Here is a 19,568-nt window from a genome sequence, read left to right as displayed (position 1 = left end):
GGGCCCTATGGGCGGGCTCACAGGTGAGGGGTCCCGGAAGAGGGCGGCGAGTGGGCTGGGTCACCGGGCCGTGGGAGGGGCCGGGAACGCAAAAAGCTGGTTCTGGCTGGTGGAGGTCGCCCCCGTGCGGCTCCAACAGCCAGAACCAGCTGGCATCGGTGAACGGGCCTCCCCATGGGGTGGGAGGACCCGCACCGGCGGTGCGGTCGGTCAGTGGTGGCGGGCGGCCGAGGCGAGGGCTGGCATCGTGGCGGTTGTGGCCGCCGTGGCGATGCGAACTGCCTTGCTCATTACCCGCTGTCTTGCTTGTGCTGTTCGTCCCCGCCCGTTCTCGTGGGCGGGTACGGGTAGACAGTGCCCGAAGGGGTTACGATCCGGGAAGGTCTTACGGACGGTCCCGGACAGTGAGTTCGTGTCTTCGCAGGTCAACGGCCTAGGCTGTCCGCCTTCCAAGGCGTCCGTGTCTGCTTGTCAGGGGGGAACGTTGCCCGCAGCCGACCACGGCGAGCGCGACAATCCGTTCGCCGTCGAACTCCGCAGTGCCTGTGCCCAGGCCGCCGCGCCGGATCCCGGGCTGCCCCTGCGCATGATCGAGTCGGTCTCCGGCATCGGCCGTACCGCGATCGGCCAGTGGATGAAGGGCGCGAGCCTCCCCCGTTCCTGGCACGAGGGCGCGGCGCCGGTCGTCGAGGCCGTCATCAAGATCGCGGCGCAGCAGGGGCGTCCGTTCCCCAACGCCGCCGCGATCCGCCAGCGTTGCCGTGACGCGTACGACGCCGCCAAGGGGACGCCCCCGGTGCCGCCAAGGGCGCGGAGGGGGAACGGCGCCCCGCCCCTACGGCGTCCGCGGGGGTCCTTCGCGCCGAGCGGCACGTCCAGCACTCCTGGCACGGCTGGCACGGCCGACGCCCCCGTCGCACCAGCACCAGCACCAGCACCAGCACCCACTCCCCCGCCCACCTCCGCCGTCCTCGCACCCCCGCTCGGCCAACTCCCCCGCGTCCACGGCCGCGCGCAGTTGCTCGGCGAGCTGTACGCGCGCCTGCGCGACGGGGACGGGGCGGGGCACGAGGGCGCCGCGGTCGTCGACGTCCTCGCGGGCATGGGCGGCATCGGCAAGAGCACCGTCGCACTCAAGGTCGCCGAGTACGCGCGCACCCGTGGGCACCCGGTGTGGTGGGTGTCGGCGGCCGATGTCTCCAGCCTGGGCGGCGGCATGCTCACGCTCGCGGCCGAACTCGGCGCCAGCGAGACGGAGTTGACGCGGGCGCGTACGTCGTCGGCGGCCGGTATCGATCTCGTCTGGCGCCTTCTGGACGCCTGTCCGCACCGCTGGCTGCTGGTCTTCGACAACGCCGACGACCCCGCGACACTGGCCCCGGCCGGTGACCTCGCGGGCGGTACGGGCTGGATCAGGCCCAGCCGTTCCGGCACCGTGCTGGTGACGAGCCGCATCGTCGACGGCGCCGTGTGGGGCAACCACGCGCGGCTGCGCCGGGTGGGCACCGTCGAGCCCGGTGTGGGCGCGCTGATCCTGCTGGACCGGATGCGCACGGAGCCCCTTCCGGACGGCACCGGGGCGGGTGGGACAACCGGGGCCGACGAGACGGATGCGGCTTCCCGTGCCGCCGGGGCCGATGAGGCGGACGGGGCTCCTGGTGCGACCGGCCCCCCTGGCGCCGCCGGTACCCCCAGCACCGTCGCAGCCCCCGGCACCGGCCCCGCCGTCGTCTCCGGCCCCTCCCTCCCGGGACCACCCCCGGGCCCCGGCCCAGGCCCAGGCCCGGTCCCGGGCCCCCGCACCACAGGCCACGACACCCTCCGCGCCCGCACCCTCTCCCAGCAGCTCGGCGGCCTGCCCCTCGCCCTGCACCTCGCCGGGAGCTACCTCGGCTCCGACCTGGCGGCCCTCGACCTCGCCGGGTATCTGCGGGAGGCCCAGCGCTCCATCCACCTCCTCGACCTCGCCGCCGTCGGCGGCCACCGCGCCGACGACCCGCGCAGCCGCGTCACGACGACGTGGGAGCTGTCGCTCAACAAGCTCGCCGAGCAGGGCGTGCCGTCGGCACGTCCGCTGCTGCGGCTGCTGTCGTACTTCGCGCCGACCCAGCCGTTCCCCGTCCACGTCCTCGACCCCGAGCTGCTGGCCGCGCACGGGCTGCTCGACGGGGACGATCCGATGGCCGCGCAGTTCGCCGGGCTCAGCGGGCTGGCCAGGTTCGGGCTGATCAGCAGCGCGCCCGCGCAGCGCCCCGGCGAGCCGTCCGTGCTCGTCCACCCGCTCGTCGCGGAGGCGTCGCGGGTGCGGCGGGGCGAGGCGGACCGGCCGGAGGCCGTGCAGGCGGCGGCGGCCGAGCTGCTGTCCGCCGCCACCGACCGGCTCGATCTGCACCGCACGGCCGACTGGCCCCGGTGGCGCACCCTCACCCCCCACGCGCACGCGCTGATGGACCGCCTCACCACGGGGGAGCCCGGGGTCGTCGCGCACGCCTGCCACGCCCTCAACCGCACCGTGGAGGCCCTCATCGAGGCGCGCTCGGACGAGGAGAACGAGGTCCTCATCCGGCACGCCCTCGCACACGCCGACGCGCTCAGCGCGGACCACGACGAGGTCGTCACGGCGCGCAAGAACCTCGCCATGGTGCTGTGGCAGCGCGGCAAGCACGCCGAGGCCGAGAAACTGACCCGCGCCATGCTCGCCGTCGAGGAGCGGCTGCGCGGGCCCGAGCACCCGGACACGCTCGTGACCAGGGCGAACGTGAGCTGGTCGCTCTACGAGCAGGGCTCCTACGAGGAGGCCGAGCGCACCATACGCGAGCTGCTGGCGACGGAGACCAGGGTGCTGGGCGCCGACCACCACGAGACGCTCGTAGCCCGGCACAACCTGGCCCTCGTGCTGTGGCGGCGCGGCAACCTCGCGGAGGCGGAGCGGACGCAGCGCGCGGTGGTCGCCGACCGGAAGCGGGTACTGGGCGCCGAGCACCAGCGCACCCTCACCGCGCTGCTCCTGCTGGGCCGGATCGTCGCGCACGGCGGCGACCCGTGCGAGGGCGAGGGGATCTACCGGGACGCGCTGACGCGGCTGGGCCTCGACGTGGGCGACGACCACCGGCGCGTGCAGCGTGCCCGTACGCACCTCGCGGACATCCTCGCGCTACGGGGCGAGCACCGGCAGGCCGAGGAGATGTACAGGGAGTCCCTGGAGACGCTGCGCCAGGAGATGGGCGACGAGCACCCGCACGTCCTGGAGGCGGCGCACGGGCTCGCAGGGGCGCTCCTGGGCTCGGGGGACGGGGCGGGCGCCGAGCGGCTCTACCGCGAGACCCTCGGCCACCGCGAGCGGGTGCTCGGGCCCGAGCACCCGGACACGCGCGCCACCCGGTGCGCGCTGGACCGGCTGCGGGTCACGGCCTGACGCACCTGGTGACGCACCCGTAACGCGGCGTCCCCGGGAGGCCGGGTCACGACTCCGGATCGGGTTCCGGTTCAGCCGTCGTACGGTCGCGCGCCGCGCCCTCGTAGAGGCGGAAGTCGGCGAAGTCGAAGCCGGGCGACACCACGCAGCTCACCAGCACCGCCTCGTCCCCCGCGGGCCGCGCGCTCTGCCACGTGCCTGCCGGAACGAAGCCCTGGAGCCGCTGTCCCGCGCCGAGGTCGGGGCCCAGCGGCGTCTCGATGACGCCTCCGGAACCGGGTCCGCCGGCCGTTCCCGTGTCGGGTTCGGGGCCCGCGCCTCCCGTGCGCAGGACGAGCGGGCCGCCCAGGTGCCACAGCCAGATCTCGTCGGAGCCGACGACGTGCCACGCGGACTCCTCGCCCGGCGACAGCAGGTAGTGGATGAGGGTCGCGGTGGGACGGCCGCCGCCGGTGCGCTCCGGCAGCCGTACGTCGATGCCGCTGGTGTAGGTACTCGCGTACCAGCCGCCCTCCGGATGCGGCGAGAGGCCGAGCTGGTCGATGACGTGCTGAGGGTCGAGGCGGGACTCCACGGGTGTCTCCCCGGTCGCGGCGGTCAGGTCATGACTCGCACGGGCCCTCGTAAGAGCCCGTGCGCACCTGAGTACCTTCGTGCGTGCCGCGCGCGAGGGCAACGCCCGGGGCCTGTTCCCCTCGTCTCCCGTCGGCCGTGGACCGTCGAGACCTAGGGCAGCAACTTCTCGATGGCCCTGCGGCCCTCCTCGTCCAGCCTCTTGCGGGCCCACCGGAGGTTCTCCGGGGTGACGTCACGGCCCGCCGCGAGCACGAGGTCCTCGGGCGTCACGTCGTCGCTGCCCCCGCTGTGCAGCAGCTTGTCCGGAGTGACCCGGGAATCGGGGTCGGGTGCGGATCCGGGGTCGGGTTCGGGTTCGGTGCTCATCCAGCCTCCTCGGACGGCTTGCGCGGACGGCTTGCGCGGACGGCTTCCGTGTACCCCATTGTCGTCGCCTCCTGTACGCCCCGCACCTCGCGCCCCGGGCCCACGCCCTCTGTCGCGCGCCCGCCGCCATGCCTGATCGTTGAGCCGGACGCACACACCCACGCACGCACACACCCACCGCCCCACGCACGTACGGACGCACACGTCAGGACAGGAGACGCACGTCATGCCCTTCTCCCTCGGTATCGTCGGCGCGGGCCAGTTCGCGGGCCAGTTCGCCAAGCTGTTCCGCCTCCACCCCGGCGTGGGCGGCGTGCACGTCACCGATCTGCTGCCCGAGCGCGCCGAGCGGCTCGTCGCGCGCCATGACCTGGCCGGTACGGTGCCGGACTTCGCGCGGATGCTGGACTCCGACGTGGCCGCCGTCGCCCTGTTCACCCAGCGCTGGACGCACGGCCCGCTGGCCGTCCAGGCGCTGCGCGCGGGCAAGCACGTGTACTCCGCCGTCCCCATGGCCGTCAGCCGCGAGGAGATCGCCGCGATCATCGAGGCCGTACGGGAGACCGGGCTGACGTACATGATGGGCGAGACCAGCCACTACAACCCGGCCACCGTCTACGCGCGGGAGAAGGCCGCCGAGGGTGCCTTCGGCAGGCTCTTCTACGCCGAGGGCGACTACGTGCACGACATGGACCTCGGCTTCTACGAGGCGTACCAGTACAGCGGCGGCGAGAACTGGAAGGCCACCGCGAGCTATCCCCCGCTGCTGTACCCGACGCACTCCCTCGGCGGCGTCCTCGGCGCCTGGCGGACGCACGCCACGAGCGTGAGCGCGATCGGCGTCAGGGACGACCGTGGCGACGGGGTCTTCGACAAGGAGGTCAGCCAGTTCGGCAACGACTTCTCCAACGCGACGGCGCTCTTCGAGGCGGAGGGCGGCGGCTCGTTCCGCGTCAACGAGTTCCGCAGGGTCGGCTACCCGTCGCACATCCGCGAGTCCCGCTTCCGCTTCTTCGGTACGGAGGGGAGCCTGGAGCAACTGGCCACGGTCAGCCTCTGGCAGGACAAGAAGGGGGTGCTCGACGTCTCGGAGCACCTGCGGACCGTGCCCTCACTCTCCCCCGACGATCCCTCGCTGCGCGACGTGGCCCCGGCGCTGCGGGACGCCTTCGTCTCCGGTACGGCGCCCGTGCACGACAGGTCGCGGCTCCCGGCCGAGTTCGCGCACGCCCCGAACGGGCACGAGGGCAGCCACCACTTCCTCGCCGACGACTTCGTCGGCGCCGTGTCCTCGGGGCGGCTGCCGACCGTGAACGCGTGGGTGGCCGCCCGCTACACGCTGCCGGGCATCGTCGCGCACGAGTCCGCGCTGCGGGACGGGGAGCGCCTGCGGATCCCCGACTTCGGGAACCCGCCGGGGTGATCGCCGGTCCCGCCTCGGGCCCCGGGACGCGCCGTCAGCCGTCGGCGCCGCCCTGCGCGATCGCCTCGGCGACCTCCGCCGTGCGTGCCGCCTCCTCCTGCGCGAACCGTTCCGCGTCCAGCTTCTCGGCGATCTCCTCGTCCTGCCGCATGAGGAGGTCCAGGTTCTGGTCGCCCATCTCGAAGACGCCCATGTCGACGTAGGCGCGCTGGAGCCGTTCGCCCCACAGGCCGATGTCGCGGACGCACGGCACGATCCGGCTGAACAGCAACTGCCGGAAGAGCTGGAGGTACTCCGAGTTCTCGCTCAGCTTGTCCGCCTCGGCCGCCGGGATGCCGACGAAGTCCTCCAGCACCTCGGTGCCCTTGAGCCGGTCGCGCATCAGATAGCAGCCCTCGATCACGAACTCCTCGCGTTCGCGCAGTTCCGCGTCCGAGAGCTGCTTGTAGTAGTCGCGCAGCGCCATGCGGCCGAAGGCGACGTGGCGGGCCTCGTCCTGCATGACGTAGGCGAGGATCTGCTGCGGCAGCGGCTTGGTCGTCGTGTCGCGGATCATGCCGAAGGCGGCCAGGGCCAGGCCCTCGATGAGGACCTGCATGCCGAGGTAGGGCATGTCCCAGCGGGAGTCGCGGAGGGTGTCGCTCAGCAGCGACTGGAGGTTGTCGTTGATCGGGTAGAGCATCCCGATCTTCTCGTGCAGGAAGCGCGCGTAGATCTCGGCGTGCCGGGCCTCGTCCATGGTCTGGGTGGCCGAGTAGAACTTGGCGTCCAGGTCGGGGACGGACTCGACGATGCGGGCCGCGCACACCATGGCGCCCTGTTCACCGTGGAGGAACTGGCTGAACTGCCACGAAGCGAAGTGCTGCCGCACGTCCCCGCGCTCGGCCTCGCTCATCTTGTCCCAGTAGGGGGTGCCGTACAGCGCGATGGCCTCGTCCGGGGTGCCCAGCGGGTTCTTCGGGTCCACCTCCAGATCCCAGTCGATGCGCTTCTGGCCGTCCCACTGTTTGTCCTTGCCCTTCTGGTAGAGGGCGAGGAGACGGTCGCGCCCGTCGTCGTAGTCCCAGCTGAAGCGCGCGGCGCCGGACGCGGGGACCTGCCAGAGCCGCTCATGGGGGTCGTTGACATAGAGCTCGTGCGTGGACATGACCTACGCCTCCTCTTTCTGACTCCCCATCAAAGGTGGGTAGTCGGCAGGCTCACACGGGCGTTACCAAGGGGTCAACAAGTCGTGCGCGGGGGATTGACGGGCTTGCTGACGCGCAGTCTCATAAGGGCAGGCAGCAGACGTGACCGTTGGTAACCCCGATGAAGAGGTACCTCGCATGACGACCGCCCCTGACCTCACCCCCACCGGCCCCGCCGGGCCCACCGACCACCAGGCGCTGCGGGACGCCCTCGGCGCGCTCAAGGACCGCGAACACGTCGCCGAGCGTCTCCTCGCCTCCTCGAAGAAGCACTCCTTCGACCCGGACACCGAACTGGACTGGGACGCCGCCTTCGAAGAAGGCAAGTGGTTCTGGCCGCCGGAGCTGGTCTCCCTCTACGGCACCCCGATGTGGAAGCGGATGTCCGAGGAACAGCGGATGGACCTGGCCCGGCACGAGGCGGCCTCGCTCGCCTCCCTGGGCATCTGGTTCGAGGTCATCCTCATGCAGTTGCTCGTGCGGCACATCTACGACAAGCCGCTGACCAGCCAGCATGTCCGCTACGCGCTCACGGAGATAGCCGACGAGTGCCGCCACTCCATGATGTTCGCGCGGCTCATCGAGAAGGGCGGCGCCCCGGCGTACCCGGTCACGCGCTTCACGCACAACCTCGCGCGGCTGCTCAAGACCGTCTCCACCACGCCGGGTTCGTTCACCGCCACGCTGCTGGGCGAGGAGATCCTCGACTGGATGCAGCGGCTGACCTTCCCCGACGAGCGCGTACAGCCGCTGGTGCGCGGCGTCACGCGCATCCACGTCGTCGAGGAGGCGCGGCACGTGCGCTACGCGCGCGAGGAGCTGCGCCGTCAGATGGTCACCTGCCGCCGCTGGGAGCGCGAGTTCACGCGCCTCAGCTCGGGCGAGGCGGCCCGCGTCTTCTCGATCTCCTTCATCAACCCCGAGGTCTACACGAACGTGGGACTGGACAAGCGCGCGGCACTGGCCCAGGTGAAGGCCAGCGGCCACCGGCGCGAGGTGATGCAGTCGGGCGCGAAGCGGCTCACCGACTTCCTCGACGAGATCGGCGTGCTGCGCGGTCCAGGGCGCAGGCTCTGGGTCAGCTCGGGGCTGCTGGCGAAGTAGCCACCCGGGATGCCCACGGGACGCCCGCCTACGGGATGGCTCCGGTACGACGAAGCACCCGGCGCCGCCCCCGGCCCGGCTCCAGCCGTTCCGGTACGGGAACGCCCTGCCGCGCCGGGGGCACTCGAACACGTACCGGATACGCTGCACGGCATGAGCAGCAGCGGCACCGCCCCGGCGTATCGCAGGCTGACCGTGGACCAGCGGCGCTCGCAACTGATCACCACCGCGCTCGGCCTCTTCGCGCACCGCCCGCCCGAGGAGGTGTCGCTGGACGACGTGGCAGCGGCGGCCGGAGTCTCGCGCCCGCTGGTGTACCGCTACTTCCCCGGCGGCAAGCAGCAGTTGTACGAGGCGGCGCTGCGCAGCGCCGCCGACGAGCTGGAACTGTGCTTCGCCGAACCCCAGACAGGACCGCTCACCCAGCGGCTCTCCCGGGCCCTCGACCGCTACCTCACCTTCGTGAGCGGGCACGACGCCGGTTTCATGGCGCTGCTCCAGGGCGGCAGCGTCGTGGAGACCTCCCGTACGAGCGCGATCGTCGACGAGGTGCGGCGCGCGGCGGCCGGGCAGATCCTCCTCCACCTCGACACACCGCACCCGCGCCCGTGGCTGCGGATGGCCGTGCGGACGTGGATCACCACCGTGGAGGCGGCCTCCCTGATCTGGCTGGACGAGGGCAAGCGCCCGCCCGTCGAGGAGCTGCGGGACTGGCTCGTGGACCACTTCGTCGCGATGCTGACGGTGACGGCGGCACGCGACGAGGAGGCGGCCCTGGCCACCCGTGGGGCGCTGGAACTGGAGGTCTCGGAGGGCCGGGTGGGCGGGCTGATCCGGCGCGTGGTGCCCGTCGTCTCCGACGCGGCGCATCTGCTCGACGAGCAGCCGTCGGACGACGAGGCGTAACAAAAAGAGACTTAAAGGCGACTTGAAGGGTCGGCTACGCTGACCCGCATGTCCACACACCTGTCCTGGAAGGCCAAGGAAGCCACCGTCGGCGAGCTGGCCGAGCGTGCCGGTGTCGCCACTTCGGCGCTGCGGTTCTACGAGCGCGAGGGCCTGATCCACAGCCGCCGCACCTCGGGCAACCAGCGGCGCTACAGCCGTGACACGCTGCGCCGCGTCGCCTTCATCCGGGCCTCCCAGCGCCTGGGCATGCCGCTGTCGGCGATCCGGGGCGCGCTGAGCGTGCTGCCCGAGGGCCGTACGCCCAACCGCGAGGACTGGGCGCGCGTCTCGGAGTGCTGGCGGGAGGACCTGGACCAGCGGATCAAGCTGATGACCCAGTTGCGCGACCACCTCAGCGACTGCATCGGCTGCGGCTGCCTCTCGCTGGACCGCTGTGTGCTGGCCAACCCGTACGACCAGCTCGGCGACGAGGGTCCGGGCGCCCGCAGGCTGGCGCAGCCCAGCGGCCCGGACGCGGACTGAGCGGGGCGGCGACGGTGCGCAGCGAGGAGACCGCGTTCGTCGGCGGACCGCTGGACGGGCGCGTACTGCCGGTCCTGCTGGGCGCCACGGGGCGTCCGCCGAAGACCTACGAGGTACCGGTCCCCGGCGTCGACGGCGAGGGCGGCGGCAAGAGCACGCGGACGGTGCACGTCTACCGGCTGGAGCCCGCGGGGACGACCCCGCGGCTGGGCCTGCCGCGGGGCTGGCGGTACGTCTACGACCCGGAAGGGCTCCCGCGCGGCGGCCCGAAGTGGCCGTGGCGGCGCCGTCGGCAGTCGCCCGGGAGCGCCTGACACCCGGCCGCCGGGCACCCCCAACCCCTCTCCTAGTCCGGACCATTGACATTACTGGTCTAGTCCTGTTTGCTCCGTGCGCAAGGGGCGCCGCCCGGGATGCCTCCCCCGGCACCACCACGACTTCCGGCCGGCGCCCTCTCCAGTTCGACGCGAGACCCGTACGCCCCACGTACCGCCGTCGACCGAGGAGCGACCCCATGCGCCCCCACCGCACCCGCATCCGCACTCGCACCCGCCCCCGGCCAGGCTCGCGAGCGCGCGTCCCACGTCCCCGCGGACGCGCGCTCGCGTCTCTCGCGGCCGGGCTCGCCGCCGTCGCGCTGCTCGCGGGCGGCGCCCAGGCCGCGCCCGCCACCACGGGCACCGGAGCGGACACCGCCGCACTCCCCCAGCACGCCCTCGTCGGCTATCTGCACACCAGCTTCGCCAACGGCTCCGGCTACACCCGCCTCGCCGACGTCCCCGACGACTGGGACGTCATCCAACTGGCCTTCGGCGAGCCCACCTCCGCCACCTCGGGGGACATCCGCTTCGCCCTCTGCCCCGCCACGGAGTGCCCAGGCGTCGAGACGGAGGCCGAGTTCAAGGCGGCCGTCGCGGCGAAGCAGGCGGCGGGCAAGAAGGTACTGCTGTCCATCGGCGGCCAGAACGGGCAGGTCCGGCTCACCACGGCGGCGGCCCGCGACACGTTCGTCTCCTCCGTCGGCGCGATCATCGACCGCTACGGGCTCGACGGAGTGGACATCGACTTCGAGGGCCACAGCCTCTCCCTCGACAAGGGCGACACCGACTTCAAGAACCCGACCACCCCCGTCGTCGTCCACCTCATCTCCGCGCTCAAGTCGCTGAAGGCGAAGTACGGCCAGGACTTCACGCTGACGATGGCCCCCGAGACGTTCTTCGTGCAGCTCGGCCACCAGTTCTACGGCTCGGGCCCCTGGGGCGGCCAGGATCCCCGCGCGGGCGCCTATCTGCCCGTCATCCACGCCCTGCGCGACGACCTCACGCTGCTGCACGTCCAGGACTACAACTCGGGCCCGATCATGGGACTCGACGGCCAATACCACACCATGGGCACGGCCGACTTCCACATCGCGATGACCGACATGCTGCTGGCGGGCTTCCCCGTGGCCGGCAACGCGAACAACGTCTTCCCCGCGCTCAAGCCCTCGCAGGTCGCCATCGGCCTGCCAGCCAGCACCTACGCGGGCAACGGGCACACCCCGCCCGCCGAGGTGAACAAGGCCCTCGACTGCCTCCACAAGGGCACGAACTGCGGTACGTACAAGCCGCACGGCACATGGCCTGACATGCGCGGACTTATGACGTGGTCGATCAACTGGGACCGTTTCGGCGGGTGGGAGTTTGCGAAGAACTTCGACAGTTATTACGCGCGCTGACCACCTCGGCGCCCCTTGCCCCTAGTCTGCACAGGGTGATCCATGGGTTTGCCCGTCTTGGCGGTACCGACCCCCGGCAGCTCGGTCCCTACCGGCTGCACGGGGTGCTCGGCACGGGCAGCACAGGCACCGTCTACCTCGGGCGCGGCGCCCCGCGGCGCGGCGAGCGCAAGCAGCTCGCCGCCGTGCGCGCCGTGCGGCCCGAGCTGCTGCGCGACCGCCAGTTGCGCGCCAGGCTGCGGCACGAGATGCAGACGGCGGCCTCCCTGCGCAGCAGGTACGTCGCCGCCGCGCTCGGCTGCGAGCTGGACAGCGAGCACCCCTGGATGGCGACGGAGTTCGTGCCGGGCCCACCGCTCTCCGCCGCCGTCGCGCGGTACGGGCCGCTGCCCGAGCACGCCGTGCGCGCTCTCGGCGCGGCCCTCGCGCAGGGCCTCGCGGATCTGCACGCCGTCCGCGTCGCCCACCGCGACCCGCGTCCCTGCAACGTGCTGCTCGCCGCCGACGCGCCCCGGCTCGTCGACTACAGCCTCGGGCTGGGCCGCACCGATCTCGGCCACGACGACGACCACGACCACGCCGGGGGCGGCGCCGCCCGCGCCGCCGACGACGTCTTCGAGCTGGGCTCGACCCTCGTCGTCGCGGCGGGCGCACACCAGCCCTTCGCCGGGAGCATGCTGCCCTCGGCCCGCGAGGACCCCGATCTGACGGGCGTGCCCGACGGGCTGTGCCCCGCGCTGCTCGCCTGCCTGCACAAGACTCCCGAGTCCCGCCCGCTGCCCGTCCCCCTGGCCCGCGCCCTCGATCTGGAGGGCACGGCGGAGCGCCCGGCGGCCGAGTGGCTGCCCGAGGCGTACGTCCACGAGATCGACGAGGTGGAAGACGCGGCCAAGAGCCTCGCGGGACGGCGCCTGTTCGGCAGGTGAGCCGCGCCGGGCCGAGCCGCGGGTGAGGGCCCCCGGGCGGTCGCGGGTGACGGCCTCGCGGAGGCGCCGACGCATCTGACGGGGCGACAGTTCTCGGGACACGCCGACGACGCCGCCGCCCGGGTGACCGAAGCGCGACCATCGGGTGACGGGTCTGCGCTGATCCGCCCAGTCGCGGCGCTGATCATATGATCGGCCGTGCCACGATCACCTCGTACGGCGATCAGCTTCCGAAGCCCGACGAAGCCCGAACCCGAGGTGAGGTGTACCGGTGTTCTTCGCACGGTCCGTCCGCACGGCCGCCGTGGCGGCGGCAACGGCGGGGGTGCTGGGGGCACTCACCGTCCAGCCCGCGACGGCGGCCCCCGCACAGCCCACGCAGCCCGCACAGCCCTCAGACCAGCCGGTGAGCACGCTCCTCAAGGACCTCCAGACCCTCTATGTGAAGGCCGAGACCGCCTCGGAGACCTACAACGCCACAGCGGAGAAGCTGGCGAAGCAGCGCGCCAAGGCAAAGAAAGCCGGCGCCCGCCTGGCCAGGGCCCGCACGCAGCTTGCCGACGGACGCGTCCAGGCGGGCCGCCTCGCCCGCCAGCAGTACCGGCGCGGCGGCACGGGGCTGCCCCCGTCCGTCCAGTTGCTGCTGGCCCGCGACCCTCAGCACGCCCTCCAGAACAGCCACCACCTCAAGCGGGCCGCCGGCGACCAGGCCGCGACCGTCGACCGGCTGACCAGCGGCGAGGCCAGGCACAGCGCGCTCGCCAAGAAGGCGCGCGAGGAACTGGCGAAGCAGCGGAAGCTCGCCGCGCGCCAGAAGAGCCAGCGCGACGACGTGCGCGCGCGGCTCGGCGCCGTCGAGGAGATGCTCGCCTCGCTCTCCGGTGAGCAACTGGAGGAGCTGCGCGGGCTGGAGTCGCGGCAGACGGCCGACGCGCAGCGGAAGCTGCTCTCCTCCGGTGTGCTGGACGGGGCCCGCGCTCCCTCAGAGGCGGGCGACCGGGCGCTGCGCTATGCCGTCGAGCAGATCGGCAAACCCTATGTCTGGGGCGCGGAGGGGCCCGACTCCTTCGACTGCTCCGGGCTCACCTCCCAGGCGTGGCAGCACGCGGAGCGCGCGATCCCGCGCACGAGCCAGGAGCAGTGGAAGCGGCTCGACCGGGTGCCGCTGAAGGAGCTGCGCCCCGGTGACCTGGTCATCTACTTCCCCGGCGCGACACACGTGGGCATCTACGCGGGCGACGGTTTGGTCGTGCAGGCCCCGCGCCCCGGCGCCCGCGTCAAGGTCTCGCCGCTCGCGTCCAACCCGCTCCTCGGCGCCGTGCGCCCCGACGCGGACGCCGCGCCCATGGCGGGGTACGTGCCGCCGGAGCTGCCCGCCGGCGCCTCGGCGGGAGCGGACACGGGCAACAACGTGTGACGGGCGCCGGACCCTGTGCGGAGCGGGGCCTGTGCCGGGGCCGTCCGCGTACGGGACGGCCCCGCGCGCACGGCCAGCGCGGCGGGCTCAGCGCGGCGGGCTCAGGAGGCGGTGAGGCGGCCCAGGTAGGCGTCGGCCTTCTCCGGCTCGTAGAACCACTCCTCGAAGTCGGAGGGGTCGTTGAAGCCGTTGGCGAAACGGTCCGCCACCGGCTGGAGCTGACCGGCCGCGCCGATGAGGTTCAGCACGTGCTCGGGCGGCGGCGCCAGCATCGCGTTCGTCCACTTGGTGACGTGCTGCGCGGTGGCCCAGTAGCGGTCGAACGCCGCCCGCATCCACTCCTCGTCGAACGGCTCGTCCCCGCGCTCCAGGATCGAGGCGAGGTAGGAGGCGGCGCACTTGGAGGCCGAGTTGGAGCCCTGGCCCGTGATGGGGTCGTTGGCGACGACGACGTCGGCCACGCCCAGCACCGTGCCCCCGCTGGGCAGCCGCCCCACGGGCTTGCGGACGGTGGGCGCGTAGCGCCCGGCGAGCGTGCCGCCCGCGTCCGTCAGCTCGACGTTCGTTGCCCGCGCGTACTCCCAGGGCGTGAAGCGCTCCATCAGCTCCAGCGTCGTGGCGAGGTGCTCGTCGGGGTCCTTGATGCCCTGGAACGCGTCCAGGGGACCGCCGGGTATGCCCTCCCAGAAGAGGATGTCGCAGCGGCCCGAGGTCGTCAGCGACGGCATCACGAACAGTTCGCCGACACCGGGCACCAGGTTGCAGCGCACGGCCTCGGTACCGGGGTGCTCGGGGCGTGGGTCCAAGCCGTGCACGTAGGAGACGGCGAGGGCGCGCTGCGGCGCGTCGTACGGGGAGCGTGCCGCGTCCCGCTCGAACATCGAGACCAGCTCGCCCTTGCCAGCGGCGACGAGCACGAGGTCGTACTTGCGGGCGAAGAAGTCCAGGTCGGAGACGGCGGCGCCGTGGATGACGAGCTGGCCGCCGCGCTGCGCGAAGGTCTCCATCCAGCCCGCCATCTTCACGCGCTGGTCGACGGACTGCGCGTAGCCGTCGAGCTTGCCGAGCCAGTTGACCGCCCGCTGGGTCTCGCCGGGGCCCTCGATCGTGTCGGGCGCGGCGACGGAGACGCCGAGGCCCTCGATCTTCGGCGCCTGGCTCTCCCAGAAGTTGAGCTGCCCGTCGCGCTCGTGCTGGAGCGCCTGGTGGAACATGCACTGCGTGGACATGACCCGGCCGCCGCGTATCTCGTCAGCCGTGCGGTTGGACATCACGGTGACCTCGTAGCCGTGCGACTGGAGGCCGAGCGCGAGCTGGAGTCCGGCCTGGCCGGCTCCGACGATGAGTATCTTCCGCATGGCGGATCTCTCTTCTGTGTACGTACGTGCAGTGTCGGCACCCGGTGAGTCCGGTCAGGCGGGTCAGGCGGGCGCCACGTCCAGCGCGTGACCGACCAGTGCGAGCAGTGCCTCCTGGACCGTGTTCCGGTCACGCGCGTCCATGATCACAACAGGCGCTTCCTCGGGCACGGACAGGGCCTCCCGCACGTCGGCCGCTTCGTAGCTGGCCGTGCCCTCGAAGTGGTTGACGGCGACGACGTACGGCAGCCCGCAGCTCTCGAAGTAGTCGAGCGCGGGGAAGCAGTCCTCCAGCCGCCTGGTGTCCGCCAGCACGATCGCGCCGATCGCGCCGCGCACCAGGTCGTCCCACATGAACCAGAAGCGCTGCTGCCCCGGCGTACCGAAGAGATAGAGCACCAGATCCGGGTCGAGCGTGATCCGCCCGAAGTCCATCGCGACCGTGGTCGTGATCTTGTCAGGCGTCGAGGCGAGATCGTCCGTCTCCTCGCTCGCCTGCGTCATCAGCGCCTCGGTCTTGAGCGGTTCGATCTCCGAGACCGCCCCGACGAAGGTCGTCTTGCCGACGCCGAAGCCGCCCGCCACCACGATCTTGGTGGATATGGGCGCGCGGGTCAGGTTCTCCTGCCACGCTTGCGCCTCCTGTGAGTCCAGCACGTCTGTCGCCGTGCCCGGCTCAGAGCCTGCGAAGTCCACCCAGCACCCTCTCCAGCAGCGCGCGGTCGGGACGCTCGGTCCCGTGCCCGGTGCCGTATACGCGGATACGTCCTTGGTCGGCGAGGTCGCTGAGCAGTACCCGCACCACGCCCAGCGGCATCTTGAGCAGGGCCGCGATCTCCGCGACCGAACGCATCCGGCGGCAGATCTCCACGATGGCCTGCATCTCGGGCATGACGCGGTCGCGCAGCCCGCCCGAGGTCAGTTCCGGCCGCTCCGGCGGCGCCTCGATCGCCGCGACGAAGGTCTCGACGAGCAGCACGTGCCCGAACCGGGTACGGCCGCCGGTGAGCGCGTAGGGGCGCACCCGTTTCGCCTTGCCGGAGTCGGGGCGCCGCACCGGCAAGGGCGCGGGACCGGGGTAGGGGGAGGCAGCAGAGGTCACTGATCCAGCTCCATCGACTTGCGCAGTTCTGAGCGGAGTTCGGGGGTGAGGACGTGTCCGGCACGGCCGACGAAGAGCGCCATGTGGTAGGCGATGACGCTCATGTCGCAGTCCGACGTGGCGTGCACGCCGAGCAGGGAGCCGTCGCTGACCGCCATGACGAAGACGGAGCCCTCGTCCATGGTGATCATCGTCTGCTTGACGTCCCCGCCGTCCATCAGCTTGGCGGCGCCGAGCGTCAGCGCGCCGACGCCCGAGACGATGGTCGCGAGATCGGCGCTGGAGCCCTTGGGTCCGTTTCCGCCTGAGCCCGCGCCGGGGCCTTGCGGGCCGTCCGGGCCGTCCGGGCCGTTCGCGGTGCCGGTGGCCGTTCCCGTGGCCGCGCCTGTGCCCGTGCCGCCGGAGCCGTTCCCGCCGTCCGCTCCGGACGGCTCGGCCGCTTCCGGATCGGAGGACAGCAGGAGCAGTCCGTCGGACGACACCACGGCGACGGACCGGATGCCCGGCACCTCGTCGACCAGGTTGTCCAGCAGCCAGCGCAGATTACGCGCTTCGATGCTGCTGGTCGTACGCGTGGTGGACGCGTTCACTTGCGTGCCTCCTCGGCAGTACCACCGTCAATCTGCGCCCCCGATTGATCCTTCACGTACTGCTCAGCGTCGGCTTCCGCTTCCGCGTCACGCCGACCGTGCTGCGACCCCTGCTGGAAACCTCCCAGACGGCGCCGCAACTCCTCCGCGTTCGCGCCTCCCTTGCGGGGCCTTGCGGGCCCCGGCTGGGCTGCGACGTTTCGCGGGGTGCGCTTGGGCAGGCCCTTGCCGGTACGCGCCGGGCCCTGCGCGTCGTTCTCCTCGCCCTCGGGACGAGCGGTTCCGACGGATTCCGCTTCGGCCTCCGCCGGGGCTGTTTCGGCCGTTCCGGGTGCCGTGCCGGAGGCCGTCGCGGGAGCCGCGTCGCCGAGCGCGCGGGTGTGCTCACGGGCGCTGGGCACGCCCTCCTCGTTGACCTCGCCGAGGCGGGCGACCGCCGCCTGGGCCCGCTGGATGCTGCGCTCGGCGGCCTCGATGAGCGGATCGGCGGGGGCGGTGGAGTCGGCGTCCACGTCTGTGCCCGCGTCCGCATCCGCGTCCGCCGCCGCGTGCGCGTGTGCGGGTGCGGCGTCCGGCTCGGCGGTCTCCGCCGCTCCCGTCGCTCCCGTCGCCCCCTGCGCTTCCGGCTCCTCCGGAGCGCTCGGGTCCGCGGACGAGGTGCCGTCCGCCTCCGCCGTGCGGCGGTGCGCGGGGCGGCGCCTGGGCAGCGCGTTGGAGTTGGCCTCGGCGACAGAGCCGGGCAGCGAGGTGGCCGTGCCCGTCGTGGTCCGCGTGGCCCCTGACGGCGCCGCGCTCGGCGCCGGGCGGTCGGGAAGCAGCGCGCGGGGCACGACGACGACGGCGGTGACGCCACCCTGCTTGTGCCTGCGCAACTGCACCCGCAGCCCGTGCCGCGCGGCCAGCCTGGCCACCACGTACAGGCCCATGCCCAGACCGCCGGGCTCAGCCGACTCGTCGGGGGCCGGGGGCTCCTGCGTACCGGGGTCGACGAGCCGCAGGTTCAGCTCGGCCAGCCGCTCCTCGGCGACGCCGATGCCCCCGTCCTCGACGGAGAGCATGATCTCGCCGTTCTCCAGCAGCCAGCCCGAGAGCCGCACCTCGGACTCGGGCGCCGAGAAGGACGTGGCGTTGTCGAGCAGTTCGGCGAGCAGGTGGCTGAGGTCGTCGGCGGCGAAGCCGGAGAGCTGGGCGTGCGGCGGGAGGGTGCCCAGCTCGACGCGTTCGTAGCGCTCTATCTCGCTGATCGCGGCCCGCAGCACGTCCAGCAGCGGCACCGGGCTGCTGTGGTGGCTGCCCGTGTGCTCGGCGCCCGCGAGCAGCAGCAGGTTCTCGCTGTGCCGCCGCATCCGGGTCGCCAGGTGGTCGAGCTTGAAGAGGGTGCCGAGCCGGTCCGGGTCGGTCTCCTTCTCCTCCAGGCCCTCGATGACCCCGAGCTGACGCTCGACCAGGCCCAGGGTGCGCAGCGCGAGGTTGACGAAGGTGCCGTGCACCGCGCCCGACATGGCGTCGAGGCGCTCCTTGAGCTTCTCGTACTCGCGGCGCAGTTGGTCCCGCTCGCCGGTCAGGTCGTCCTTGGTGCCCATCAGGTAGGCGTTGTCGGCCTCGGCCTCGGTGGCCCGCTCCTGGAGCGCGGCGGCGGTCGCGCGCAGCTCGTTCAGCGCGCGGACGACGTCGGCGAACTCGTCGTCCTTCCCGGTGAACTCCACCGGCTCCTCGCCCGCCGGGTCGCCCGCGAGCCGCTGCGAGCCGCGCCGCAGCACGGACAGCGGCCTGGCCATCGAGCGCGCCGCCTGCACGCTGATGCCGACGGCGACCAGCAGACAGACCCCGACGAGGGCGATCCTCAGCTCCAGCGCCGTCACGTCGTCGTCGCGCAGCTTCTCCAGCCGCTTGACCTCGTGCGCGGCGAAGGACGCCTGGACGCCGCGCATGCGGTCGATGCGCGCGGAGAGCGTCGTCTCGATCCGCTCGCGGTTCATGGCGCGGTCGGAGATGTCGATGTACGGGCGGTCGGTGAGCCGCTTCAGATAGCGCTCGGCGAGGGTGACGTCCGTGCCGGTGACGGTCTGGTCGAAGGTGTCGCGTGCCGAGGTGTCCGCCGTCTGGTCGAAGTCGGCGAGCGCGGCCTGCTCGCGCACGTTGGCGCGCTGCGCCTCCGAGGCCAGCGCGCGCTGGCTGCCGGTGCCCGCGAGCGCGCCGCGCAGCAGGCCCCGTACGGCCGACGCCTGTTCCACCGCGCGCGCGAGGTCGGGGAGGGAGTCGGCGGTGGCGTTCTCGGCGCGGCCCGGCAGGCCGCGCGCGACGCTCTGCGAGACGGCGTGCAGCGCCTGGATGGTCCCGGTGTAGTCGTCGTACGCGTCCCGCGCGCTGCCCCGTCCGGCTATGGCCTGCTGACGGGTCTTCGGGAGCGCGCGCAACTGCTGCTTCAGCTCCGAGGGCGCGAGCGCGGAGGCCCGCACCTCCGAGATCTGACGGTCCACGCGCGCCCGCTGCGCCTCGCTGACCCCGGCGCCGCCCTCGCTGGTGCGCCCGGCGGCGATGTACTCGACCATGTCGTCGCGCTCGTCGGCCAGCGAGTGGGAGAGCGCGATCGACTGCTGGTTGAGCCCCGCGAGATCGACCAGCGCCTGCGAGTCGTGGACGTCGTCGGAGGCGCTGAGCACGGCGGGCGCGCCCGCGGCGAGCACCGCGACGGCGCACAGCGCCACGGAGACCAGCAGCCTGTTGCGTACGCGCGCCCGGCGGCGCGCGGGCACCGCGGGAGGCGGCGGCCCGGCGAGCAGCGAGGGAGTGGCGGACGCCGTGGAGTTCGTGGAAGTGGTGGAGGTGGTGGTGGTGCCCGTGGTCCGGGATTCGACCGGTTTCCGAAGTTGCTTCTTCCGCACCCGTGCTCGCAATCTCGTCCCGCCTGCCCCGGATCAAGCACTGCCGGGTGGCTCAGTCCAACCTTGTGTGG

The 19,568-nt window shown here is 72.5% G+C and carries 17 protein-coding genes; 9 read left to right on the top strand and 8 right to left on the bottom strand.

What is annotated here, in order from left to right:
- Positions 1–484: 484 nt before the first annotated feature.
- A complete protein-coding gene (locus tag ACWGJ2_RS09785) occupies positions 485–3,415 on the top strand; it encodes a tetratricopeptide repeat protein (RefSeq protein WP_453345479.1) in 2,931 nt (976 codons plus the stop codon).
- 46 nt (positions 3,416–3,461) lie between these two features.
- Here ACWGJ2_RS09785 and ACWGJ2_RS09780 read toward each other — a convergent pair whose 3' ends face one another.
- Both ACWGJ2_RS09780 and ACWGJ2_RS09775 read right to left on the bottom strand, forming a co-directional pair.
- The gene (locus ACWGJ2_RS09780) at positions 3,462–3,989 is read right to left on the bottom strand and encodes a cupin domain-containing protein (protein WP_453345478.1); all 528 of its coding nucleotides are present in this window, start codon (positions 3,987–3,989) and stop codon (positions 3,462–3,464) included.
- 152 nt (positions 3,990–4,141) lie between these two features.
- Positions 4,142–4,357 (bottom strand): hypothetical protein, encoded by a 216-nt coding sequence (locus ACWGJ2_RS09775; RefSeq protein ID WP_453345477.1) that lies wholly within the window; start codon positions 4,355–4,357, stop codon positions 4,142–4,144.
- Positions 4,358–4,583: 226 nt separating this feature from the next.
- Between ACWGJ2_RS09775 and ACWGJ2_RS09770 the strand changes: the two genes are divergently transcribed.
- Entirely contained in the window at positions 4,584–5,780 is a 1,197-nt protein-coding gene (locus ACWGJ2_RS09770) for a Gfo/Idh/MocA family protein (protein WP_453345476.1), read from the top strand.
- 34 nt (positions 5,781–5,814) lie between these two features.
- Here ACWGJ2_RS09770 and ACWGJ2_RS09765 read toward each other — a convergent pair whose 3' ends face one another.
- Positions 5,815–6,927 carry a ferritin-like domain-containing protein gene (locus tag ACWGJ2_RS09765; RefSeq protein ID WP_453345475.1) on the bottom strand — a complete coding sequence of 371 codons (1,113 nt, stop codon included), beginning with the start codon at positions 6,925–6,927 and terminating at the stop codon, positions 5,815–5,817.
- Between the two features lie 178 nt (positions 6,928–7,105).
- On the opposite strand from ACWGJ2_RS09765, the gene ACWGJ2_RS09760 reads away from it, so the two are divergent.
- The 7 genes from ACWGJ2_RS09760 (at position 7,106) to ACWGJ2_RS09730 (ending at position 13,562) form a co-directional block, all read left to right on the top strand.
- Positions 7,106–8,071 carry an AurF N-oxygenase family protein gene (locus ACWGJ2_RS09760; RefSeq protein ID WP_453345474.1) on the top strand — a complete coding sequence of 322 codons (966 nt, stop codon included), beginning with the start codon at positions 7,106–7,108 and terminating at the stop codon, positions 8,069–8,071.
- Positions 8,072–8,224: 153 nt separating this feature from the next.
- A complete protein-coding gene (locus tag ACWGJ2_RS09755; protein WP_453345473.1) occupies positions 8,225–8,977 on the top strand; it encodes a TetR/AcrR family transcriptional regulator in 753 nt (250 codons plus the stop codon).
- 48 nt (positions 8,978–9,025) lie between these two features.
- Positions 9,026–9,502, top strand: a complete 477-nt coding sequence (soxR, locus tag ACWGJ2_RS09750; RefSeq protein WP_453345472.1) for a redox-sensitive transcriptional activator SoxR — start codon at positions 9,026–9,028, stop codon at positions 9,500–9,502.
- Between the two features lie 14 nt (positions 9,503–9,516).
- Positions 9,517–9,816 carry a hypothetical protein gene (locus ACWGJ2_RS09745; RefSeq protein ID WP_453345471.1) on the top strand — a complete coding sequence of 100 codons (300 nt, stop codon included), beginning with the start codon at positions 9,517–9,519 and terminating at the stop codon, positions 9,814–9,816.
- Between the two features lie 200 nt (positions 9,817–10,016).
- The gene (locus ACWGJ2_RS09740) at positions 10,017–11,219 is read left to right on the top strand and encodes a chitinase (protein WP_453345470.1); all 1,203 of its coding nucleotides are present in this window, start codon (positions 10,017–10,019) and stop codon (positions 11,217–11,219) included.
- Between the two features lie 35 nt (positions 11,220–11,254).
- Entirely contained in the window at positions 11,255–12,145 is an 891-nt protein-coding gene (locus ACWGJ2_RS09735; protein WP_453345469.1) for a protein kinase domain-containing protein, read from the top strand.
- A gap of 271 nt (positions 12,146–12,416) precedes the next feature.
- Positions 12,417–13,562 (top strand): C40 family peptidase, encoded by a 1,146-nt coding sequence (locus tag ACWGJ2_RS09730; protein WP_453345468.1) that lies wholly within the window; start codon positions 12,417–12,419, stop codon positions 13,560–13,562.
- A 101-nt stretch (positions 13,563–13,663) separates the two neighbouring features.
- On the opposite strand, the gene ACWGJ2_RS09725 is transcribed toward ACWGJ2_RS09730, so the two are convergent.
- From ACWGJ2_RS09725 to ACWGJ2_RS09705, 5 genes are all read right to left on the bottom strand, one after another.
- The gene (locus ACWGJ2_RS09725; protein ID WP_453345467.1) at positions 13,664–14,920 is read right to left on the bottom strand and encodes a styrene monooxygenase/indole monooxygenase family protein; all 1,257 of its coding nucleotides are present in this window, start codon (positions 14,918–14,920) and stop codon (positions 13,664–13,666) included.
- 63 nt (positions 14,921–14,983) lie between these two features.
- On the bottom strand, positions 14,984–15,577 hold the full coding sequence (locus ACWGJ2_RS09720; RefSeq protein WP_453345466.1) for a GTP-binding protein: 594 nt from the start codon (positions 15,575–15,577) through the stop codon (positions 14,984–14,986).
- Between the two features lie 19 nt (positions 15,578–15,596).
- The gene (locus tag ACWGJ2_RS09715; RefSeq protein WP_453345465.1) at positions 15,597–16,022 is read right to left on the bottom strand and encodes a DUF742 domain-containing protein; all 426 of its coding nucleotides are present in this window, start codon (positions 16,020–16,022) and stop codon (positions 15,597–15,599) included.
- Positions 16,019–16,612 (bottom strand): roadblock/LC7 domain-containing protein, encoded by a 594-nt coding sequence (locus ACWGJ2_RS09710; RefSeq protein WP_453345464.1) that lies wholly within the window; start codon positions 16,610–16,612, stop codon positions 16,019–16,021. The genes ACWGJ2_RS09715 and ACWGJ2_RS09710 overlap by 4 nt, the downstream gene beginning before the upstream one ends.
- Positions 16,609–19,497: a nitrate- and nitrite sensing domain-containing protein gene (locus tag ACWGJ2_RS09705; protein WP_453345463.1), complete on the bottom strand. Its 2,889-nt coding sequence runs from the start codon at positions 19,495–19,497 to the stop codon at positions 16,609–16,611. The genes ACWGJ2_RS09710 and ACWGJ2_RS09705 overlap by 4 nt, the downstream gene beginning before the upstream one ends.
- Positions 19,498–19,568: the final 71 nt, after the last annotated feature.

The organism is Streptomyces sp. NPDC054796 (genome assembly GCF_053611545.1).
This window is presented reverse-complemented; position numbering and strand designations above follow the sequence as displayed.